This is a genomic window from Arthrobacter cavernae, assembly GCF_017368795.1.
GTDB lineage: Bacteria > Actinomycetota > Actinomycetes > Actinomycetales > Micrococcaceae > Arthrobacter > Arthrobacter cavernae.
Map to the genome: position 1 here is coordinate 1 of NZ_JAFNLL010000056.1, position 19,734 is coordinate 19,734.

The following is a 19,734-nucleotide window of genomic DNA, read 5'->3' on the forward strand; positions in this document are numbered from 1 at the left end:
GTCAGCTCGGAGCCGAGGAAGAAGTTCCGCCAGATCGGCATGAGCGGGACCACTGCCAGGTCCTGGTAGACCGTGGCGATGCCGGCATCGAGCGCTTCACGCGGGGAAGCGAATTTCCGTTCCTCGCCCATGATGTTCAGGACCCCGGCGTCATGCTGGTGCAGGCCGGCGATGATCTTGATCAGGGTGGACTTGCCGGCGCCGTTGTCGCCCAGCACGCAGGTGACGCGGCCGTTGTCCACGGCCATGGTGACGTCGCGCAGGGCGATGATGTTGCCGTAGTGCTTGCCCACCCCGTCCAGCGAGAGAAGGTGCACCGGGGTGTGCGTCAAAGGGTCCTTCTCGTCCTTGAGCAGGGTCTGCTGGTCAATCTGTTGTGCGTTCATGGTTCTCTACTTGCTTTCGGCTCGGCGCTTGACGATCAAGTTGACGATGGTGGCCAGAAGCAGCATCAGGCCCAGGAAGAACTTGAACCAGTCCGGGTTCCACTGCGCGTAGACGATGCCCTTGTTGGCCATGCCGAAGATGAACGCGCCGATGGCGCCACCCACGGCCGAGCCGTAGCCGCCGGTCAACAGGCAGCCACCGATGACCGCGGCGATGATGTAGAGGAACTCGTTGCCCACACCTTCACCGGACTGCACGGTGTTGAAGGCGAAGAGGTTGTGCATGCCCAGGATCCAGCCGCAGAAGCCGACCGCCATGAACAGGCCGATCTTGGTCCTGGTCACGGGCACACCCACGGCGCGGGCAGCGTTGGCGTCGCCGCCCACGGCGAAGATCCAGTTGCCCACCTTCGTGCGGAGCAGGACCCAGGAAGCCACGGCCACCAGGGCGATCCAGATGAACACGGTGACGCTGACGTCGATGCCGCCGATCTTGACATTCGAGGCGAAGAGCGCCCGTGCCGCATCGAAGCCGTCGAGGTCCGAGATGGAGGGGGTGGCGACGGTGCCGCCGATGAGGCGGGTGAGGCCCAGGTTCAGGCCGGCGAGCATCAGGAAGCTAGCCAGCGTGACGATGAAGCTGGGGAGCTTCGTCTTGACGAGGATCCAGCCGTTGATGAATCCGATGGCCAAAGAGACCAGCAGGGCGAACAGGACCCCCACCCAGATGTTCGTGCTGAAGTACCAGCTGAACATGGAGGCGGACAGCGCCGAGGTGATGACGGCGACGCCGGTGGAGAGGTCGAATTCGCCGCCGATCATCAGCAGCGCGACGCCCACAGCCATGATGCCGATGGTGGAGCTGCCGTAGAGGACAGTCGCAAGCGAGCTGGGCTGCAGGAAGACAGGGGCGATTGCGGAAAAGAAGATGAAGAGGACGACGGCCCCAACGAGGGCGCCGATTTCCGGGCGCACCAACAGTTTCTGGAGGGTGTTCCGGGTGCTGACGCGCTCATCGGAAGCGGCGGTTAGGACAGCATTGGCCATGATTACTAAGCTCCTTTGGCGTGGGATGCCGGGCCGGTGCAGGCGCCCGGCACCCCGACGGTTTCTTACGGGTTAGCGGATACCGGCCGTGGCGAACGTGGAGACGTCCGCCGCGTTGCTCTTGTCCACAACTGCCGGTCCGGTGAAGACCTGCTGGCCGCCACCCACCTTGAAGCCACCGACCTTGCTCAGCCAGATGGCGTCCACGCTGCCGTAACCCTGGAGGTAGGGCTGCTGGTCCACGGTGAATTCGATTCTGCCGTCTGCAATGGCCTTGGCCAGGTCGCCGTTCAAGTCGAACGAGGCCACCTTGATCTTGCTGCCGGTTTCCTTCACCGACTTCACGATGGTGAGCGTGAACGGGGCGCCGAGCCCCACGATGGCGTCGGCGTCCGGGGTGGACTGCAGCTTCGCAGTCACCGTGGAGGAAACGGAGGTCATGTCCGCGCCGTTGACGTTGAGGATCTCGGTGCCGGGAACGTTTTCCTTGATGCCCGCGCAGCGGTTCTCCAGGCCGACGTGGCCTTGTTCCTGGATGACACAGATGGGGTGCTTGATGCCTTCCTCGGCGAGGCGCTTGCCGACAGTCACGCCGGCGAGCTTGTCGCTCTGGCCGAAGTGGGTGAAGGCGCCCAGGGCCTTGGACTGGTCTTCACCGGCGTTCATGCTGACGATAGGAATGCCGGCGTCCACTGCCTTCTTGACGACGTCCTTCAACGCGTCCGGCTTGGCCAGGGTGACAACGATGCCGTCCACCTTCTGGTCGATGGCCTGCTGCACCAGCTGCGCCTGGCGGCCGCCTTCGGCATCGCCGCTATAGAGCAGTTCGACGTTGTCCTTCTTTGCCGCGGTCTCGGCACCCTTGCGGACGATGTCCCAGAAGGTGTCTCCCGCCGCGGCGTGGGTGATCATTGCCACCTTGATACGGGCCGTATCGGCCACCTGGCCGGCGGCCCCTGCACCTGCGCTTGCCTCGGTCTTACCCCCGCTTGCCGAGCATGCCCCCAGTGCCAGAAGCGGTACCACGGCCAGCGCCAGTGCGCCCTTCCGCAAATTGAACTTCGCCACGTGAAATCTCCTTTGATGCCGCGTATCTCGACCGTCGCCCGCTCTTCTGCGCCTTGGAGGCATGGCCTTTGAGGCATGGGGAGGACGGAACCAGCTAGCTGTGAACGGTTGTGATCCACATCGCTTTGTGGAACGCTCCAACGCTAAATCAACGCTTGACCAATTGTCAATGGAGCGTTCCAATAGAGTTGTCGTTGGGTTCGTTTCGTCCCTCGAAAGTCCGATTACTGATGAGCCGCGCTACGTGGCAAGGAGAACAATGACGTACCCCATCACGCCCACATTCATCGCATCCTGCTGGACCAGCGCAGGCAATATCGCACCATTGAGCACCCCTGAGACCAGCCCGGTCCCCCTCAGCGAGCGCCTGGAAGCTGTCGCATCCACCGGCTGGGCGGGGTTCGGCCTGGCCCACGACGACCTGCTTGCGGCCAGGGACACGATCGGGTTCTCCGGGCTGCGCAAACTCATCGACGTGGCCGGCTTCAGCCACGTTGAAGTCGAGCTGCTCAGCAACTGGTGGGACGATTCCCGTGCCCACGAGTGGCGCCCGCAGTTCGAGCTGTTGCTCGATGCAGCCGAAGCGCTTGGGACGCGCTTCATCAAGGTGGGGACGGCGCTCGGCGACGAGATGGCGGACTACAGCGAGCTCGTGGCCCCGCTGCGCCAAGTCACCAAGGAAGCCATCGCCCGCGGCACTCGCATCGCCCTGGAACCGATGGCGTTCTCCATGGTGCGTTCGATCCCCGCCTCGGCCGACCTCATGCGCCTGGTGGACCTGCCCGAATGCGGCCTGGTGGTTGACTACTGGCACATCTTCCGGCACGGAACATCGCTCGAAGAAGTCGCGCAGAAGCTCACGGCGGACCAGGTGTTCGGCGTGGAACTGAACGACGCCGATGCCGAAGTACGGGGCACGCTTTTCGAGGACACCCGTGACCACCGCCGGCTCTGCGGGCAGGGCGAGCAGGATGTCACGGGCTTCATCAGCATGCTCCAGGGGCTTGGGTTCAACGGCCCGTGGGGAGTCGAGATCCTCTCCAACGAGCACCGCGCACTTCCCGTACGGGACGCCCTGGCCTCCGCATACTCGACGGCGTTGGCATGCTTCCCGGGCTGACGCGGCCCCGGGCAGCCCTCGTACGCCATGGCGCTGCGGCTGGCAGGCACTCCGCCAGCCCCAAGTAGGTAGCAGTAGATGTCGTTTTGAGCCTCCAAAACGACATCTACTGCGACCCAGTTGGATACCCGGTCAGTTGTAGTTCAAGCCCCGACATCAACCGTCAGGAGTCAACTCTTCGCGGCCTTGGCGGCAGCCTTCGCCGCCTGCTTGCTGGCGCGCACCTTGCTCAGGGATTCCGGATCCACAATGTCCGCGACGGACAGGAAGGCATCTGGCTGGCCGTAGTGTCCGGCGGCCTCGCGCCAGCCTTCGGCCTGGAGGCCGCACTGCTTCCCGAGCAGCGCGAGGAAGATCTTCGCCTTTTGCTCGCCGAATCCCGGCAGCGCCTTGAGCCTGCGCAGCACCTCCTGGCCGTCGGGGTTGCCCTGCGCCCAGATGGCGGTAGCGTCCCCGTTCCAATCGCTGTGCACGGTTTCGGCTAGGTCCTGGACACGTCCGGCCATGGATCCGGGGAAACGGTGCACGGCGGGGCGCTCCTTGAACATGTCAATGAAGCCTTGGGGGTCGTAGCCGGCGATCACCGCGGGGTCCAGGGATCCGATGCGCGTCCGGATCTTTTCAGGACCGGCAAATGCCGACTCCATGGTTACCTGCTGGTCAAGCAGCATGCCGGTCAACAGTGCAAACGCGTCATCGCTGAGCAGTCTGTCGGCCACGGGGTCCCCTGTGATGTGCAGTTCCATGCGCCCTATCCTGCCACTCTGGCCCGCCCACGCAACGCGGCAACGCCCCACACGACGACGAACAGGGCGATGAGGAGCAGCCCGGCGTCGCCGAGGTCGATCCCGCCCAGCCAGGTGGTGAACGGGTCTTCCAGGGCGAACGCCGCGTTAAGGAAGCCGCCCAGCGTGATGACGGAAATGAACAGGGCCGAGACGGCCGAGATCCCGGTGATGACCGCGTTGAAGCCCAGCTTGCGCTGCGGGTTGTGGATGGCCGATGTGTACATGCGCAGCATGGCCACACCGTTGGCGGAGTCGCACAGGGTCATGGCGGCGGTGAACGCCAGCGGGAGCGCCAGCAGGGCGAGCGGCGGGACACCGGCCAGGGACGCCGCCGTCGTCATGACCAGCAGGCCGATGGTCGTGGCGGTATCGAAGCCCAGCCCGAACAGGAAGCCGATCACGTAAATGTTCCGCGGCCGCTCCACCTTGGCCAGCGGTTTGGCCAGCAGGCGGGCGATGAAGCCCTTGGCCTCGAGGTCCTCCTCGCGGACGTCGCCGCCGCCCTGCACGTTCCGGTACGCCCGGGCGGCGCGGAGGAAGGCCGAGCCGTTGAAGATGCCCATGGCCAGCAGGAAGAGCCCGGAGACGCCGCTGCCGATCAGGCCCAGCACCAGATTTCCGGTGGTGCCGTCCTCCATGAACTGTCCCACCAGGGTGGCGCCGGCCACTACCAGGACGCCGGCCAGGATCACCACGGAGCTGTGCCCCAGGCTAAACGCGAAGCCCACACTGACGGGGTCCTTGCGCTGCGCCACGAATTTGCGGGTGGAGTTGTCGATCGCGGCGATGTGGTCCCAGTCGTAGCTGTGCTTGATGCCGGCCAGGTAGGCGGTCAGGACCAGGCCCAGGGCCAGCGGCTGCCCGGCCCCTGCGGTGCCGAAGAGGAGAAGCACGACGGCGGCGAGGTGGAGGGCGGCGACGGCGCCGAAGGTGAACAGCAGGCGGGTCTTGATGGACAGGTGCTCACGCTGGCGGTACATGGTGGCGAACTCGGTGAGTGTTGTCATTAGTACTTCCTTAGGTTCAGCGGCGCCTGGCCGTACCAGCGTTCGCGCAGGAGGGCCGTACAGGCCCCGAGCACATGGTTGAGTTCCTCGGTGCTGTTCGAGAGGGACCGCAGGATGAGCCCCGTGGTCCCGGAGACGGTGTCGGTCAGGGACACGCCCGTGTAGGCGTCTCGGCCGGCCGTGAGGGCGTTCAGTTCGTCGGCGAGCGCCTGGTCCACGCGGTCGTCCACCACGATCAGCGAGCCCAGGTGGCTGAAGCCCTCCATGAACCCCATCCCGGTGACGTCGCCCAGCGGCGGCCGGATGAGCAGATTGTCCAGCGCCAGCAGCTCCGTGCCGTGGGTGCCGTCGCCGTCAGTGCCCGCCACGTGGATCTCGTTGCGGAGCCGCAGTTCCTCGTACCTGAACGAGGAACCGTCCGGCGACCAGCCCGGGGTGATGACCTCGGCCATGAGCAGGCTCGACGCCGGGTGCACGGTGATGTGGGTGTTCTGCCGGTAGCTTGCCTCGCGGTAGGCGATGAGCTGGTCCGGGGCCAGCTCCAGCTGCGCCCCCTCCCCCAGCACCAGGGACATCCGTTGCTCCGCGTAGGAGCCCGGCGTCCGGTAGATCTTGGTGGCCGACTGCGTGGTCAACAACAGCGAAGCCCCGGCCTCCACCTCGACATCCACGGTGTACAGGTCCGCGCCAAGGTAGGCCCCGCCCGGGTTCACCATGACGTAGCAGACCTGCCCCGAATCATCGAGATAGTGCGGCCGCAGGACCCGCAGGGCACCCTCATGAAATTGCTTCGACGCAACTGATCGCCCGGCCCGCTCACTTACGACAAGCTCAAGCCGACCGCGCGGTGACTCAGCAGCGGAGGCGGCGAAGCCGGATATAAGGGGCCGCGGCGTGGCGGGCATCGCGAAGCGGGCACGGCCCCTTATATCCGGCGAAGCCGCCGGACCAAGTGACGCCGTCGTGCTCGTCGTGCTGGTGCTCACTGCGTCAGGTCGAGCATCAGGACGTCGTGCCGCACCCACTCGATGACCTTGTCCAGCCCTTCGTCGGTCTTCAGGTTGGTGAAGCAGAACGGCTTCTCGCCCCTGAATTCGCGCGAGTCCCGTTCCATGACGGACAGGTCGGCGCCGACGTGCGGGGCGAGGTCGGTCTTGTTGATGATGAAGAGATCGGACTTGATCATGCCCTGGCCGGCCTTGCGGGGGATCTTCTCTCCCTGGGCGACGTCGATGATGTACACCGAGAAGTCCACCAGCTCGGGGCTGAACGTGGCGGAGAGGTTGTCGCCGCCGGATTCGACGAAGATGACCTGCAGGTCCGGGTGGCGCTTCTTGAGCTCCTCGATGGCCGCGGTGTTCATCGAGGTGTCCTCGCGGATGGCGGTGTGCGGGCAGCCGCCGGTCTCGACGCCGATGATCCGGTCCTCCGGCAGGATGCCGTTGGCGGCCAGGATCTTGGCGTCCTCGATGGTGTAGATGTCGTTGGTGATGGCGGCCATGGAGATGTCCCGGCTCATGTGCCGCGTGAGGCGTTCCACGAGCTGGGTCTTGCCGGCGCCGACGGGGCCGCCGATGCCGATTTTGACCGGTTCGGATGTAACTAGTTCAGACATGTGTCCTCCTGAATGTTTAACTCATGAACATGCGGGCACGTTGTCTCTCGTGCCGCATCTGCGAAATCTCAAGTCCGGGGCTCACGGCCCCGAAGTCGTCCCAGCCCAGGTGCCGGACCTGCCCGACGGCGGCAGCAACGGCGTCGTGCGCTCCCCGAAGCACCCGCTGCCCGGCGTTCTGGCCGAGCGGGATGGCGCGCACGGCGTTCTGCGTCAGGGACGTGACCGTGGCGAACAGGTATGCGGCCAGCGCTTCCTCGAAGGGAACCTCCAGGGAGTGCGCGACGACGGCGAACGCCAGCGGCTGGTGGCCGGCGGCGCGGCCCCCACTCACCAGCGTCCGGTAGGCCTCCAGCTCCGCGGAGGGGAAGACCTCGGTGCCGATCTCGATCAGCCGGCCGCCCATCTTGGTGCTGGCCTCGCGCAGCTGGCGCGGCAGCAGCTGGGCGCTCAGGTGCGCGTCCAGCCCCGCGAGCTCCGCGCCGTCGTAGAGGAAGCGCATGGCCAGGGCGTCCGAGTACGTCAGCTGCTGGGCCACGAAGGCGTGCAGCCAGGTGCCGAACGTGGCTTCGTCGTGCACCAGGCCGCGGTGGATGTACGTCTCGAAGCCCAGCGAATGCGCGAAGGCCCCTGTGGGCAGCGCGGAGTCCGTCAGCTGCTGGAGCGCCAGCCGGTAGCCGCGCCCTGCCTCGGCTGAGGCGGGGCTAGTGCGTGTGTTCGGCATGGCGGAACGGCACCGGCATCACGCGCTCTTGGCGGTTGTACGGCACGCCCACGTGCTTGAGGTAGTCCTCCACGGTGTGGTCGTACTGGCACACCATGACCTCTGCCGCGTACTCGGAGGCCGCGTCGAAGAACTGCGCCTGCAGGTGGCGGTTGCCCAGGGAGTGCGCCACCACGCCCATCTCATGGATGGTCCGCGGCGCGATGACCAGCACGTCGGTTGGCAGCACCGAGACCACGATCAGGTTCGCCTCCTCCACGGCGAGGATGTCGCCGTCGCGCAGGTCCCCGGAACCGGAGGGGAGCCGGATGCCCAGCTCCTTGCCGTGGTCCGTGGTGACGCGCTGGATGCGCTTGACCAGCAGGGCGCTGGGCAGCACCACCTTCTCGCGGTGGAGGCCGGCGTAGGCCTCGGCCTCGGTGGCGGGCAGCTCGTGCAGGTTGCCCAGGATCTTTTCAACAATCACGGAGTCGTCCTCCCGGAGACCTAGAAGAGGAAGTAGCGCTGCGCCATCGGCAGCACGTCGGAGGGTTCGCAGGTGGCTTCCACGCCGTCCACCGTGACCGTGTAGGTCTCGGGGTCCACCTGGATGTCCGGCGTGGCACCGTTGTGCTTCAGCTCGGACTTGGTGAGGCTGCGGATGCCGGACACCGGGCGGATGACCCGCTCCAGGCCCAGCTCCGCAGGCACGCCGGCCTCGATGGCCGCCTTGGACAGGAAGGTGATGGAGGACTGCTGCAGGGCCTTGCCGAGGGTGGCGAACATGGGGCGCATGGTGCGCGGCTGCGGCGTGGGGATGGAGCCGTTGGAATCACCCATCAGCGCATACGCGATCTGGCCGCCCTTGAGCACCAGATCGGGCTTCACCCCGAAGAATGCCGGATTCCACAGCACCAGGTCCGCGAACTTGCCGGCCTCGATGGAGCCGATGGAGTCGGCCATGCCCTGTGCGATGGCCGGGTTGATGGTGTATTTGGCCACGTAGCGCTTGAGCCGGAAGTTGTCGCTGTCTTCAGAACCGTGCGCCGCGCCCGAAGGGTCTTGCAGCACCCCGCGTTGCAGCTTCATGGCGTTGGCCACCTGCCAGGTGCGCGTCACCACCTCGCCCACGCGGCCCATGGCCTGTGAGTCGGAGGAGGTGATGGCGAAGATGCCCAGGTCCTGCAGCACGTCCTCGGCGGCGATGGTCTCGGCACGGATGCGCGAATCGGCGAACGCCACATCCTCCGGGATGTCCGGGTTCAGGTGGTGGCACACCATGAGCATGTCCAGGTGCTCTTCGATGGTGTTGCGCGTGTACGGCAGCGTGGGGTTGGTGGACGCCGGGAGCACGTTGGGCAGGCCGGCCATCTTGATGATGTCCGGGGCGTGCCCGCCGCCGGCGCCTTCCGTGTGGAAGGTGTGGATGACGCGGCCGTCGATCGCCTTGATGGTGTCTTCCACGAAGCCGCACTCGTTGAGGGTGTCGGTGTGGATGGCCACCTGGACGTCGTATTCGTCGGCGACCCGCAGGGACATGTCGATGGACGAGGTGGTGGCGCCCCAGTCCTCGTGGACTTTCAGGCCGATCGCACCGGCGCGGATCTGCTCGGCGAGGGGCTCGACGGCGGAGGCGTGGCCCTTGCCGAAGACGCCGATGTTGATGGGCAGGCCCTCAACGGACTGCAGGATCCGGGAGATGTGCCATGCGCCGGGGGTGATGGTGGTGGCCTTGGTGCCGTCCGCCGGGCCGGTGCCGCCGCCCACCATGGTGGTGACGCCGTTGCACAGGGCCGTGGGGACCTGGTCCGGGGAGATGTAGTGGATGTGGGTGTCGATGCCGCCCGCGGTGAGGATCTTGCCTTCGCCGGCGATCATCTCGGTGCTGGCGCCGATCACGATGTCCACGCCGTCGGCGATCTGCGGGTTGCCGGCCTTGCCGATCTTGAAGATATGGCCGTCCTTGAGCGCGACGTCGGCCTTGTAGATGCCCGTGTAGTCCAGCACGATCACGTTGGAGATGACCGTGTCCGGGACGTCGAGGACCTCATCGGAACCCTTGTTTGATGCAGGGAGTCGCCCGTCGCGGGTCACCTGGCCGTTCTGGCCCATGCCGTCGCGGACCACCTTGCCGCCGCCGAACATGACTTCCTCGCCGTAGACGGTGTAGTCCTTCTCGATCTCGAGGAAAAGCTCGGTGTCCGCCAGGCGGATGGCGTCGCCCGTCGTCGGGCCGTACAGCTCGGCGTACTGCCGGCGGGAAAGGTCGAAGCTCACTGGGCTGCCCCTTCGGTCTTGTCGGCGGCGGCTGTGTCCAGGGGCCCGTTGACGGCGTCGCGCAGGCCGTAGACCTCGCGGGTTCCGGCCAGTTCCACCAGGTGGACGGTCCTGGTGTCGCCGGGCTCGAAGCGGGCGGCGGTGCCCGCGGGGATGTCCAGCCGGCGGCCGTACGCCAGCTCGCGGTCGAATTCGAGGCCTGGGTTCGCCTCGGCGAAGTGGTAGTGCGAGCCGATCTGGACGGGGCGGTCGCCGCGGTTGACCACCTCGACGGCGATTGCCTCGCGGCCGCTGTTGCACGTGATCGGCTCGGAGTGGAGCCTGTATTCACCGGGAATCATGGGGGAGGCGCTCCTAGCGGATGGGGTCGTGAACGGTGACGAGCTTGGTGCCATCGGGGAACGTGGCCTCGATCTGAACATCGTGGATCATCTCGGGCACGCCCTCCATGACGTCCTCGCGCCGCAGCAGCGTGGTGCCGTAGCTCATGAGGTCAGCCACCGTGCGGCCGTCACGGGCGCCTTCGATCAATTCGTAGCTGATGATCGCCACGGCCTCGGGAAAATTCAGCTTCAGCCCCCGGGCCTGCCGGCGTCGCGCGAGGTCGGCGGCAACCACGATCATGAGCTTTTCCTGCTCACGGGGCAAAAGATGCATCGGTTCTCCTTCGGAAAGTTGGGTGCCGCGAAGCCGGACGTCAGATCACTCGAGGCTTGAAACAGCCGAGGACGCCGGGGGCAGCTACTACGGTTATAGCTCCAAACGTCTGACATATCCAATCCGCGGATGCCCGGCACCTTCGACGCACTTTGTGACCGGCGTAGCGGCCCTGCATCAAAACGTACTCTGACAGCGGGGGAAAGGAACAGACCCGGGTTCCGGCACGCCGCAGGGTGGAGGAGGGCCGCCGCTGCGACCGTGAACGTGACGGTGGCCGCCAAAGGTTAGGGAGCGTCGCTGGTCGAGGACGGGGCGCAGGCCCTGAAACAACAGCAGGCCAGAGACGATGTGTCTCTGGCCTGCGAAAGGGTGGGCCCTGTGGGGATCGAACCCACGACCCACGGATTAAAAGTCCGATGCTCTACCAACTGAGCTAAAGGCCCCTGCCGGTTGTCGAAACAGCCGGCCCAGTCCATTTCTGGACGATAAATACTTTACCCCACGTCGGGGTGGTCTGTGGCACACCGGCCCGGCCGCCGTCGTGACCTTCTTTGGGCAGGCAGCGCCCGACGGCGCGCGGCGGCTGCGGCGTGTCGGGGCACCGGCGGATCCAAAGAGGGTCAGGACGGCACACCCCCGGCACACCCCCAGCGGCGCGGCCGCCAAATGCCGGCACCACCCCAGGCCCCAAGGCACCCTGCTCGACCCCGGCTGTGCACAGGAGTAGCGTTGGGGCATGAGCGAACAGCCAGGACCCAAACCCTATGGCGGAGCTAACAGGCACCACAAGCCCAAGCCCTTCGCACCCATAGACTTCGAGCCTTTCGCTGGCGGAGCGGATCCCGCGCGCGTGTCCGAGGCCGCCCACCTTGCCGCCCAGGCGCTGGTCCGCCGGGGCCGCGACAGCGACGACCCCAAGGTCACCAAGCGCCTCGTGAAACTTGCCGATGAGCAGGGCCTGGACGCCATCGCCGAGATGTGGGCCGAAAGCCCCGCACGGTCGTTGCCCGGCGCACTGTGGCGCCTCTACGCCCTGCGCGCGGCAACGATGCAGGACTCCGAGCGCATCTCCGTCTACTTCAAGGCCGGCAAGGACACCGCACAGGTCGCCAACGTTGTTGCCGGCGCCGCGGAGCCCCCCGGAGCCGAGGAAATGAAGACCATGGCTGACGCCATTCTCCACGGCGCGTTCGACGGCGATTTCGACGTCGCGCTGGAACGTTCCGCGGCCTTCTGCCGGGTTGTGGCGCTCGGCCAGGCGACCATCGCCGACGGCGCCGAACACTCCAACGAGGGCCACGCGAGCAAACTGACGCGCAATTCCCACCAGCTCGTGAAGACGGCGGAGGACCTCGAGCACGCGGCAAATGCGTGGCGCCTGGGCGAGCTGGACTAGTGGTCCGTCCGTGGTGGGGCGCCCAGCCGGCCCACCACTTCCCGGCCCGGCTGTCAATGTTGACTTAGCCCGGCGGACGTAGAAAACTGAAACTGGTGTCGAACCGCGAAACCCCCGGGCTTCAACTGATAGCCGCTTCGAGCGGCCTACCGCCGAGAGGCGTATCCGGTTCGGCACCATTTTTATGCCTTCGGCAACGACGCCGGCCCATCCTGCCCCTCCAACACCGAAGGCACCATGAAGCTGCGCCTCTTTCCCCAGGAACCTGCCGGGCTCGTCCTGCTCGCACAGCTGGCCGGCCAGATCCTTGCCGCAACCGGAACCATGTCGGAGATCCTGGGCGCACCGGCCAGTGAGCACGACCGCTTGGCGGAAGAGCTGCACGAGCACGAGTCCAAGTCCCTGGACCTGCACTTCGCACTGCTGACGCACATGCGCACAAGCTTCGTGAACCCGCTCCCCCGCGAGGACATGTACGCCCTGTCCCGGCACCTCAACGATGCCATGGAGAAGCTGGACGCCGCAGGTGAGCTCATTGCCCTGTACAAGCTGGACCGCCTGCCCAAGCGCGCCGCGGACCAGCTGGAAATCATCAGCCGCCAGGCCGAACTCACCGTGGACGCCATGCAGAAGCTGAACAACCTCGATGAGTTGGAGGACTACTGGATCGAGATGCTGCGGCTGGCCAAGCGCGCCGAGCGCACGCACCGGGTCTGGGTTGCCGAGCAGCTCAGGGACCTGAAGTCCGCCCAGTACGCCCGGCACCGGGACATCGCCGACCAGCTGGTGGACGTCACCAAGGAAATGCGGAAGGTTGCCACCCAGGTAGGCAGCATCATCGTCAAGGAATCGTGACGTGACCACCGCCTTCCTCGTCCTGGTGATGGGGCTGTCCGCCGGTTTCGCCTTCCTGAACGGCTTCCGGGACGTCTCCAACGCCGTCGCGCTGTCCACGAGGACCCGGGCCCTGACGCCTTCCGTTGCCGTGCTGCTGGCAGCAATCTTCAACTTTGTGGGCGCCGTGCTCAGCGGCGGTTTTGTGCTCGCTCTCACCCAGTCATGGATCACCCTGCCCAGCGGCACCGGCGGCCTGACCATGCTCGCCTCCGCGCTGTGCAGCGCCATCCTGTGGGGCGTGTACGCGTGGTGGCGCGGCATCCCGCTGTCCTCCACCCATTCGCTGGTGGGCGGCCTCATCGGCGCTGGCACGGCGAGCATCCTGGTGGGCGGCAACGCCGTGGGCGGCGTGGACAATGCGCTGCTGGCCCAGGTGGTCCTGCCGCTGCTGCTCTCGCCGGTCATCGCCTTCGTGGCGGCCTATCTGCTCGTATGGCCCGTGACGTGGGCCGCCCGCTATACCCAGCCGGATGTGGTCAACGGCCGCTTCCGCCGGGCGCAGGCCGTCTCCACTGCTGCTGTGGCGTTCGGCCACGGGCTCCAGGATGGCCAGCGCACCGCCGCAGTGCTGCTGCTGGCACTGGTTGCGGCCGGCTTGTCCGGCGGCAACGAGGTCCCGCTATGGGTGCTGCTCCTGACGGCCGCCATGCTGACCCTGGGCACGCTGTGCGGCGGCTGGCGGATCTCCCACACCCTGGGCCACAAACTGGTCCGTGTGGACCCGCTGAAGGGCTTCGTGGCACAGACGCTGACCTCGGTCATGCTGTTCATCGGCGCCATCGGATTGCACCTGCCGCTGTCCACCACGCACACGCTGACGGCGTCAGTCCTCGGCGCCAGCACCAACCAGCCCTTCTCCGGCATCAACCGCAGGCTCGTCATCAGGGTCCTGGCGTTCTGGGTCCTCACACCCCTGGTCACCGCGGCCATGGCGCTCATCCTGGAACTCGCGTTCTCGCCGCTCAACTGAGCGTCCGCCGCTCAACTGAACTTCCCCCCGCGCGTCCCCGAGAGCCGGGCAGCGGGGCCGTTTCAGCCGGCCGGCATCCACCGGTACCGGCGTTCCGGCCTGCCAACCCCGCCGTAGCGCAGCTGGACGGTAACCCGGCCCTCCTCGCTCAAGTACTCGAGATACCGCCGGGCGCTGACCCGGGATGTCCCCAGGACGTCCGCGGCCTCGCTGGCGGACAGGTCCGCAGCGGTTCCCCGGAGCAGTTCCTCCACCAGGCGCAGGGTCTCCACGCTGCATCCCTTGGGCAGCGGACGCTCCGCCCGGCTCAGGCCGAACACCCTGTTCACATCGGCTTGCTCGGCCGTGCTCTTCGAGGAATCCAGGGAGCCGTAGCTGCGCTGGTAGTGCTCCAGCCGCTCGCGGAGGTCGTCACCGGAGAACGGTTTCATCAGGTAGTGGACAATGCCTCCGCGCAGCGCACGCCTGACCGTGTCCACCTCGCGTGCGGCACTGATGACCAGGACGTCCAGCTCGGGCACGGCTTCCCGCAGCTGCTGCAGCAGCTCGAGGCCGCTGATGTCCGGCAAATGGATGTCCAGCAGGACCAGGTCCGGCGTGAGGCGCCGGGCCTCGACGAGCGCCTGGGCGCCGGTGTGGGCAACACCCACCACCTCGAACCCGGGCGTCTGCCGGACAAACCCGGCGTGGACCTTGGCCACCATGAAGTCGTCGTCGACTACCAGGACCTTGATCATGCCAATGGGCTCCGCTTCTGCAGGCGTGCTGTGAAAACGGCGCCGTTGTCGTTGTGGACGCCCACCTCGCCGCCGCGCCTCAGACATACTAGCCGGGTCAGCGGCAGTCCGAAGCCCCTGCCGCCGTCGCCGCTTGCCGCTTTGGTGGTGAAGCCGCGGCGGAAGATGTCATCCATCTGTTCCGGGGCGACGCCGGGGCCCGAGTCCCGGACGGTGACCAGCACGTGGTCGGCTTCCTCGGTGAGCCGGACGCGGACGGTCGCCTCGGGGGTTCCGGTGACCGCGTCCATGGCGTTGTCCACCAGGTTGCCCACCACGGTGGTCAGATCGCGCGACAACTGCTCGTCCACGCGGCCAAGGTGCGAGTCCTCATCCAGCTGCAGGGTCACCACGCGTTCGCCTGCCAGGCTGGTCTTGGCGATGAGCAGGGCCGCGAGCGCGGGGTCGTGGACGCGCGAGGTGACGTCGTCGGAGAGCCGGTTCCGGCTCAGGCTGACGCCGCTGACAAAGCTGACCACCTCCTCGTATTCGCCCAGCTGGATCAGCCCGGAAATGGTGTGGAGCTGGTTCGCGAACTCGTGCGTCTGCGCCCGGAGCGCATCCGTGGTGGTGCGCGTGGCCCCCAGTTCCTTCTCCAAGGAGGAAAGCTCGGTCCGGTCGCGCAGGGTCGTCACGGAGCCGATGACGCGGCCGTGGGAGCGCATGGGCTTCCGGTTCAGCACCACCAGGCGTTCGCCCACCAGGACCAGGCGGTCCGGGTCCGGCTGCTCCGTGGTCAGGTCCTCCCGCAGTTGCTTTTGCATCGCCATCTCCTCGAGCGTCCGGCCCAGGCAGTCCTCCGGAAGTTCGAGGAACTCCCTTGCGCTCTTATTGGCGACGGTGATCCGCTCGTGCGGGTCCAGGGCGATGACCCCTTCCTTTACCCCGTGCAGGATGGCCTCCCGGTGTTCCACAAGCCCGGCGATCTCGCCCGGTTCCAGGCCGAAAGTCTGCCGCTTGATACGGCGCGAAAGCAGCAGCGAACACGCTGCGCCCAGCGCCAGCGAGACGCCCAGGTATGTCAACAGATTGGGGATCGCCTCGCCCAGCCGCTCCAAGACAGAGGGGTATTGGCGCCCGACGGCGACGATGCCCACCATGGTGCCGCCGTCGTCGATCACTGGCACGTGGGCCACCAGCGAAGTGCTGCCCTCCATGCTGACCGCACCGGTCCAGGCCCTTCCTTCACGCACGGCACTGGAGCCGAGGGCCAGGGGCGTGCCCAGCTTGGAGTTGTCCGGGGACGTGAGAATGGTGAGGTCCGGTTTGGCGAGGATGGCAAAGCTGGACCCGGACACGGTCCGGGCGGATTCGGCCACCGAGGGCAGCGCGGAGCCCTGGCGGGGCTCCGCCGTCGGAAGCAGCGAGCGCACCACCGGCATCGCGGCCAGCGATTCGGCGGCGGAAAGCGCCCTCCTGCCTTCCACGCGCTCGAAGGTCTGCGTGGACTGCGCCAGGGAGATCGCGATGACACCAAGGAGCACGGCCAGAACAATCAGCAGCTGCAGCCCCAGGAGCTGCCCCGCCAGGGACAGCCGGCGCCGACGCAGGATTCTGGGCCTGCCGGCGCCGTGCGGTTCGGCCTGCTGTGGCAGCGCATCTTTGAGCACAGGGGTTCCTTTGGAAAGGTGGTTGTCCATTCATTATCGGGCAAGCAAAATCGAATGCGGCTGTGACCACAATGAACAAAACGTTCTTTGAGAACACAAGCGTGACCGGCGTCACGGGCGGCCATAGCGTGGAGCTACTCCCACCAATGACGAGAAGAGGAACATCATGCGTCGATTGAACGTATTGCGCGCCCTGGCCGTGACTGCGGGCATCGCACTGGCCGCAACAGGCTGCGGTGTGACCGGCAGCGCCGATGCCGCCAAGCCGAGCAGCAACTCATCGGCTTCAGGCCCCCTGACCGGACTGCGGATCATGGTCCCCAACACCCCCGGCGGCGGCTACGACACCACCGCCCGCACCGCGGCAAAGGTCATGGGCGACACCAAGACCGCCACAAACGTCGAAGTCTTCAACCTGGCAGGCGCGGGCGGTACTGTCGGCCTGGCGCGCCTGGTCAACGAAAAGGGCAACAAGGACCTCGCCATGCTCATGGGCCTGGGCGTGGTCGGAGCCAGCTACACCAACAAGTCCGAAGCAAAGCTGACGGGCACCACGCCCCTGGCCCGGCTCATCCAGGAACCGGGCGCCATCATGGTGGGCAAGGATTCCCCGTACAAGACCATCGACGATCTCGTGAAGGCCTGGAAGGAAGACCCGTCCAAGATCGCCGTCGGCGGCGGATCCTCCCCCGGCGGTCCGGACCACCTGCTGCCGATGCAACTCGCAAAGGCCGTGGGCATCGACCCCAAGAAGGTCAACTTTGTCTCCTTCGACGGCGGCGGCGACCTGCTCCCGGCCATCCTAGGCAACAAGGTCGGCTTCGCCGCCTCCGGCGCCGGCGAATACATCGCGCAGATCAAATCCGGTGAAGTGCGGGTGCTGGCCACGAGCGGCGAGTCCCGCCTGGAAGGCGTGGACGCCCCGACCCTCAAGGAATCCAAGATCGACCTCGTCTTCACCAACTGGCGCGGCATCGTGGCTCCTCCGGGCGTTTCCGACGCCGACCGTGACCGCATTGTGGACACCCTGACCAAGATGCACGGCAGCGAGGAATGGAAGGCCGCCCTGAAGACCCGCGGCTGGACCGATGCCTTCATCACCGGCGACGAGTTCAAGACCTTCCTCACGGACCAGGACAAGCGGGTTGCCGACGTACTGAAGGAACTGGGGCTGGCGTGACGCAGCAATCCACCGACGCCGGTAAACCGGCGGCGGGCAAGGGCCGCTCCGAGCTTGGCATTGCTGCCCTGCTCGGGGCGGCCGGCGCCGTCGTTCTCTGGGACGCGTCCCGGCTCGCGGTCCCGTACTCACAGACCGATGTGGTGGGCCCCAAGACCCTGCCCATCATCATCGGTTGCCTCCTGGTGGTCACCGCCGTGCTGCTGGCCATCAATGTGCTCCGCGGCGGCCGGGGCCAGGCCGAAGAGGGCGAGGACGTGGACCTGAGCCACCCCGCGGACTGGAAGACCGTCCTGCCCCTCGTGGGCGCCTTCGTCCTGAACATCCTGCTGATCGACATTGCAGGCTGGGTCATTTCCGGGACGCTGCTCTTCTGGGGCAGCGTGTGGGCGCTGGGCGGCCGCAAGTATGTCCGCGACGGGCTCGTCTCCGTGGCCATGGCCCTGACAACGTTCTACGGCTTCTACTTCGGGCTGGGCATCAAACTGCCCGCCGGTATCCTGGCAGGAATCCTCTGATATGGATACTTTCAACTTGCTCCTGGGCGGGTTTGCCACAGCGCTGACCCCCATGAACCTTCTGTTTGCATGCCTTGGCGTGCTCCTTGGCACGGCCGTGGGCGTGCTGCCCGGCATCGGCCCGGCCATGGCGGTGGCCTTGCTCCTGCCGCTGACCTACAACCTCGAGCCCACCAGCGCCCTCATCATGTTCGCCGGCATCTACTACGGCGGCATGTACGGCGGTTCCACCACGTCCATCCTGCTGAACACGCCCGGCGAGTCCTCCACGGTCATCACAGCGATCGAGGGCCACAAGATGGCGAAGGCAGGCCGGGCGGCACAGGCCCTGGCCACGGCAGCCATCGGCTCCTTCGTGGCCGGCACCATCGGTACGGCGCTCCTGGCGGCGTTCGCCCCCTTCGTGGTGAAGTTCGCCGTGAGCCTGGGCCCGTCCAGCTACCTGGCCATCATGATCCTTGGCCTGCTGGCCGTGACCGCGGTCCTGGGAGCCTCCAAGCTCCGCGGTTTCGCGTCCCTTGGCCTGGGCCTGGCCATTGGCCTGATCGGCATGGACCCGGTCAGCGGCCAGCAGAGGCTGACCTTCGGCATCCCGCTGCTGACTGACGGCCTGGACATCGTGGTGGTGGCCGTGGCGATCTTCGCCGTCGGTGAAGCCCTGTGGATCGCAGCCCACCTGCGCCGCAACAAGATGTCCACCATCCCGGTGGGCCAGCCATGGATGGGCAAGCAGGACTGGAAGCGCTCCTGGAAGCCGTGGCTCCGCGGAACCGCGCTTGGCTTCCCGTTCGGCGCCATGCCGGCGGGCGGCGCCGAGGTCCCCACTTTCCTGTCCTACTCGATCGAGAAGAAGCTCACCAAGCACAAGGAAGAATTCGGGCACGGCGCCATTGAGGGCGTGGCCGGTCCCGAGGCCGCGAACAACGCCTCTGCCGCCGGCACCCTGACTCCCCTGCTGGCCCTGGGCCTGCCGACCAACGCCACCGCGGCAGTCATGCTCGCCGCCTTGGTGCAGTTCGGTATCCAGCCCGGTCCCCTGCTCTTCCAGAACGAGCCGGTCCTGGTCTGGGGCCTCATTGCCAGCCTGTTCATCGGGAACGCCCTGCTCCTGCTGATCAACCTGCCCATGGCGCCCCTGTGGGCCAAGCTGCTGCGGATTCCCCGGCCCTACCTGTACGCGGGAATCCTGTTCTTCGCCACGCTGGGCGCCTATGCGGTCAACATGCAGTCGTTCGACCTGATCATCCTGCTGGTGCTGGGTGCCCTGGGCTTCGCCATGCGGCGCTTCGGCCTGCCGGTCCTGCCCCTGATCATCGGCCTGATCCTGGGTCCCCGGCTCGAGGGCCAGCTGCGCAAGGCCTTGCAGCTGAGCGCGGGCGACATCAACGGGCTGTGGAACGAACCGGTGGGCGTGGTGGTGTACGCACTCGTGGCGCTCATCCTCGCGTGGCCGCTGCTGGCCCTCGCGTGGCGCCGCTTCGGACCCCGGAAGCCCCTTCCTGCCGAGGCGCCTGCGGCCGCCGGGACGCCCGAGGCCAGCGAGGCTGATCGCATCGCAGCCGGCCACAGCTAACGCATTAAAAACGACGGCGACCGCACCCCCAAGGTACGGTCGCCGTCGTCGTTAACCGACCCCCAAAGGGAACCGGAGCTGTGGTGGGCTGGGCCCACAGCCGCAGGGGTCCCCGGGCGAGCTTGCGAGCCTGGGGTGCGGCT

General features: G+C 66.6%; 21 protein-coding genes and 1 tRNA gene. 7 read left to right on the forward strand and 15 right to left on the reverse strand.

All coding sequences use genetic code 11. The features are described from left to right. The 3 genes from J1902_RS17405 to J1902_RS17415 form a co-directional block, all read right to left on the reverse strand. Nucleotides 1–386, reverse strand: a 386-nt coding sequence (locus J1902_RS17405; protein WP_207617628.1) for an ATP-binding cassette domain-containing protein, incomplete at its 3' end; no start/stop codon positions are given. A gap of 6 nt (nt 387–392) precedes the next feature. Then, a complete protein-coding gene (locus J1902_RS17410) occupies nt 393–1,433 on the reverse strand; it encodes an ABC transporter permease (RefSeq protein ID WP_207617630.1) in 1,041 nt (346 codons plus the stop codon). Nucleotides 1,434–1,505: 72 nt separating this feature from the next. Continuing rightward, a complete protein-coding gene (locus J1902_RS17415) occupies nt 1,506–2,501 on the reverse strand; it encodes a substrate-binding domain-containing protein (RefSeq protein ID WP_207617632.1) in 996 nt (331 codons plus the stop codon). Nucleotides 2,502–2,760: 259 nt separating this feature from the next. Here J1902_RS17415 and J1902_RS17420 point away from each other — a divergent pair, with 259 nt between their 5' ends. Then, the gene (locus J1902_RS17420) at nt 2,761–3,621 is read left to right on the forward strand and encodes a sugar phosphate isomerase/epimerase family protein (RefSeq protein WP_207617633.1); all 861 of its coding nucleotides are present in this window, start codon (nt 2,761–2,763) and stop codon (nt 3,619–3,621) included. A gap of 170 nt (nt 3,622–3,791) precedes the next feature. Here J1902_RS17420 and J1902_RS17425 read toward each other — a convergent pair whose 3' ends face one another. The 10 genes from J1902_RS17425 to J1902_RS17470 form a co-directional block, all read right to left on the reverse strand. Further along, on the reverse strand, nt 3,792–4,367 hold the full coding sequence (locus tag J1902_RS17425) for an HhH-GPD-type base excision DNA repair protein (RefSeq protein ID WP_207617635.1): 576 nt from the start codon (nt 4,365–4,367) through the stop codon (nt 3,792–3,794). Nucleotides 4,368–4,372: 5 nt separating this feature from the next. After that, nucleotides 4,373–5,416, reverse strand: a complete 1,044-nt coding sequence (locus J1902_RS17430; RefSeq protein WP_207617637.1) for a HoxN/HupN/NixA family nickel/cobalt transporter — start codon at nt 5,414–5,416, stop codon at nt 4,373–4,375. Then, nucleotides 5,416–6,321, reverse strand: a complete 906-nt coding sequence (locus J1902_RS17435) for an urease accessory protein UreD (protein ID WP_207617684.1) — start codon at nt 6,319–6,321, stop codon at nt 5,416–5,418. The genes J1902_RS17430 and J1902_RS17435 overlap by 1 nt, the downstream gene beginning before the upstream one ends. Nucleotides 6,322–6,398: 77 nt before the next feature. Then, nucleotides 6,399–7,031 carry an urease accessory protein UreG gene (gene ureG / locus J1902_RS17440; protein WP_207617639.1) on the reverse strand — a complete coding sequence of 211 codons (633 nt, stop codon included), beginning with the start codon at nt 7,029–7,031 and terminating at the stop codon, nt 6,399–6,401. A 16-nt stretch (nt 7,032–7,047) separates the two neighbouring features. Further along, the gene (locus J1902_RS17445) at nt 7,048–7,755 is read right to left on the reverse strand and encodes an urease accessory protein UreF (protein WP_207617641.1); all 708 of its coding nucleotides are present in this window, start codon (nt 7,753–7,755) and stop codon (nt 7,048–7,050) included. Then, entirely contained in the window at nt 7,736–8,221 is a 486-nt protein-coding gene (gene ureE, locus J1902_RS17450) for an urease accessory protein UreE (RefSeq protein WP_207617643.1), read from the reverse strand. Before ureE ends, J1902_RS17445 begins: the two co-directional genes overlap by 20 nt. Nucleotides 8,222–8,241: 20 nt before the next feature. Then, nucleotides 8,242–10,011 (reverse strand): urease subunit alpha, encoded by a 1,770-nt coding sequence (gene ureC / locus J1902_RS17455; protein WP_207617645.1) that lies wholly within the window; start codon nt 10,009–10,011, stop codon nt 8,242–8,244. Then, nucleotides 10,008–10,352 carry an urease subunit beta gene (locus J1902_RS17460; RefSeq protein WP_207617647.1) on the reverse strand — a complete coding sequence of 115 codons (345 nt, stop codon included), beginning with the start codon at nt 10,350–10,352 and terminating at the stop codon, nt 10,008–10,010. The genes ureC and J1902_RS17460 overlap by 4 nt, the downstream gene beginning before the upstream one ends. A 13-nt stretch (nt 10,353–10,365) precedes the next feature. Further along, nucleotides 10,366–10,668 carry an urease subunit gamma gene (locus tag J1902_RS17465; RefSeq protein WP_207617649.1) on the reverse strand — a complete coding sequence of 101 codons (303 nt, stop codon included), beginning with the start codon at nt 10,666–10,668 and terminating at the stop codon, nt 10,366–10,368. 373 nt (nt 10,669–11,041) lie between these two features. Next, nucleotides 11,042–11,114 (reverse strand) — tRNA-Lys (locus J1902_RS17470). A gap of 293 nt (nt 11,115–11,407) precedes the next feature. Here J1902_RS17470 and J1902_RS17475 point away from each other — a divergent pair. From J1902_RS17475 to J1902_RS17485, 3 genes are all read left to right on the forward strand, one after another. Then, nucleotides 11,408–12,067, forward strand: a complete 660-nt coding sequence (locus J1902_RS17475) for a hypothetical protein (RefSeq protein ID WP_207617651.1) — start codon at nt 11,408–11,410, stop codon at nt 12,065–12,067. A gap of 237 nt (nt 12,068–12,304) precedes the next feature. Further along, nucleotides 12,305–12,922, forward strand: a complete 618-nt coding sequence (locus J1902_RS17480) for a DUF47 domain-containing protein (protein WP_207617653.1) — start codon at nt 12,305–12,307, stop codon at nt 12,920–12,922. 1 nt (nt 12,923) lies between these two features. Then, on the forward strand, nt 12,924–13,934 hold the full coding sequence (locus tag J1902_RS17485) for an inorganic phosphate transporter (protein ID WP_207617654.1): 1,011 nt from the start codon (nt 12,924–12,926) through the stop codon (nt 13,932–13,934). Nucleotides 13,935–13,996: 62 nt separating this feature from the next. Here the strand turns inward: J1902_RS17485 and J1902_RS17490 are convergent, their stop codons facing one another. Then, nucleotides 13,997–14,671, reverse strand: a complete 675-nt coding sequence (locus J1902_RS17490; RefSeq protein WP_207617656.1) for a response regulator — start codon at nt 14,669–14,671, stop codon at nt 13,997–13,999. Beyond that, nucleotides 14,668–16,245 (reverse strand): sensor histidine kinase, encoded by a 1,578-nt coding sequence (locus tag J1902_RS17495; protein WP_207617685.1) that lies wholly within the window; start codon nt 16,243–16,245, stop codon nt 14,668–14,670. Before J1902_RS17495 ends, J1902_RS17490 begins: the two co-directional genes overlap by 4 nt. Before the next feature lie 241 nt (nt 16,246–16,486). Here J1902_RS17495 and J1902_RS17500 point away from each other — a divergent pair, with 241 nt between their 5' ends. From J1902_RS17500 to J1902_RS17510, 3 genes are read left to right on the forward strand one after another with little or no spacing between them, the layout of a single operon-like run. Next, nucleotides 16,487–17,500, forward strand: coding sequence for a Bug family tripartite tricarboxylate transporter substrate binding protein (locus J1902_RS17500; protein ID WP_207617658.1), 1,014 nt, complete (start codon nt 16,487–16,489; stop codon nt 17,498–17,500). Beyond that, nucleotides 17,497–18,018: a tripartite tricarboxylate transporter TctB family protein gene (locus tag J1902_RS17505; protein WP_207617659.1), complete on the forward strand. Its 522-nt coding sequence runs from the start codon at nt 17,497–17,499 to the stop codon at nt 18,016–18,018. Before J1902_RS17500 ends, J1902_RS17505 begins: the two co-directional genes overlap by 4 nt. A 1-nt stretch (nt 18,019) precedes the next feature. Continuing rightward, the gene (locus J1902_RS17510; protein ID WP_207617660.1) at nt 18,020–19,591 is read left to right on the forward strand and encodes a tripartite tricarboxylate transporter permease; all 1,572 of its coding nucleotides are present in this window, start codon (nt 18,020–18,022) and stop codon (nt 19,589–19,591) included. The last annotated feature ends 143 nt before the right edge of the window (nt 19,592–19,734 follow it).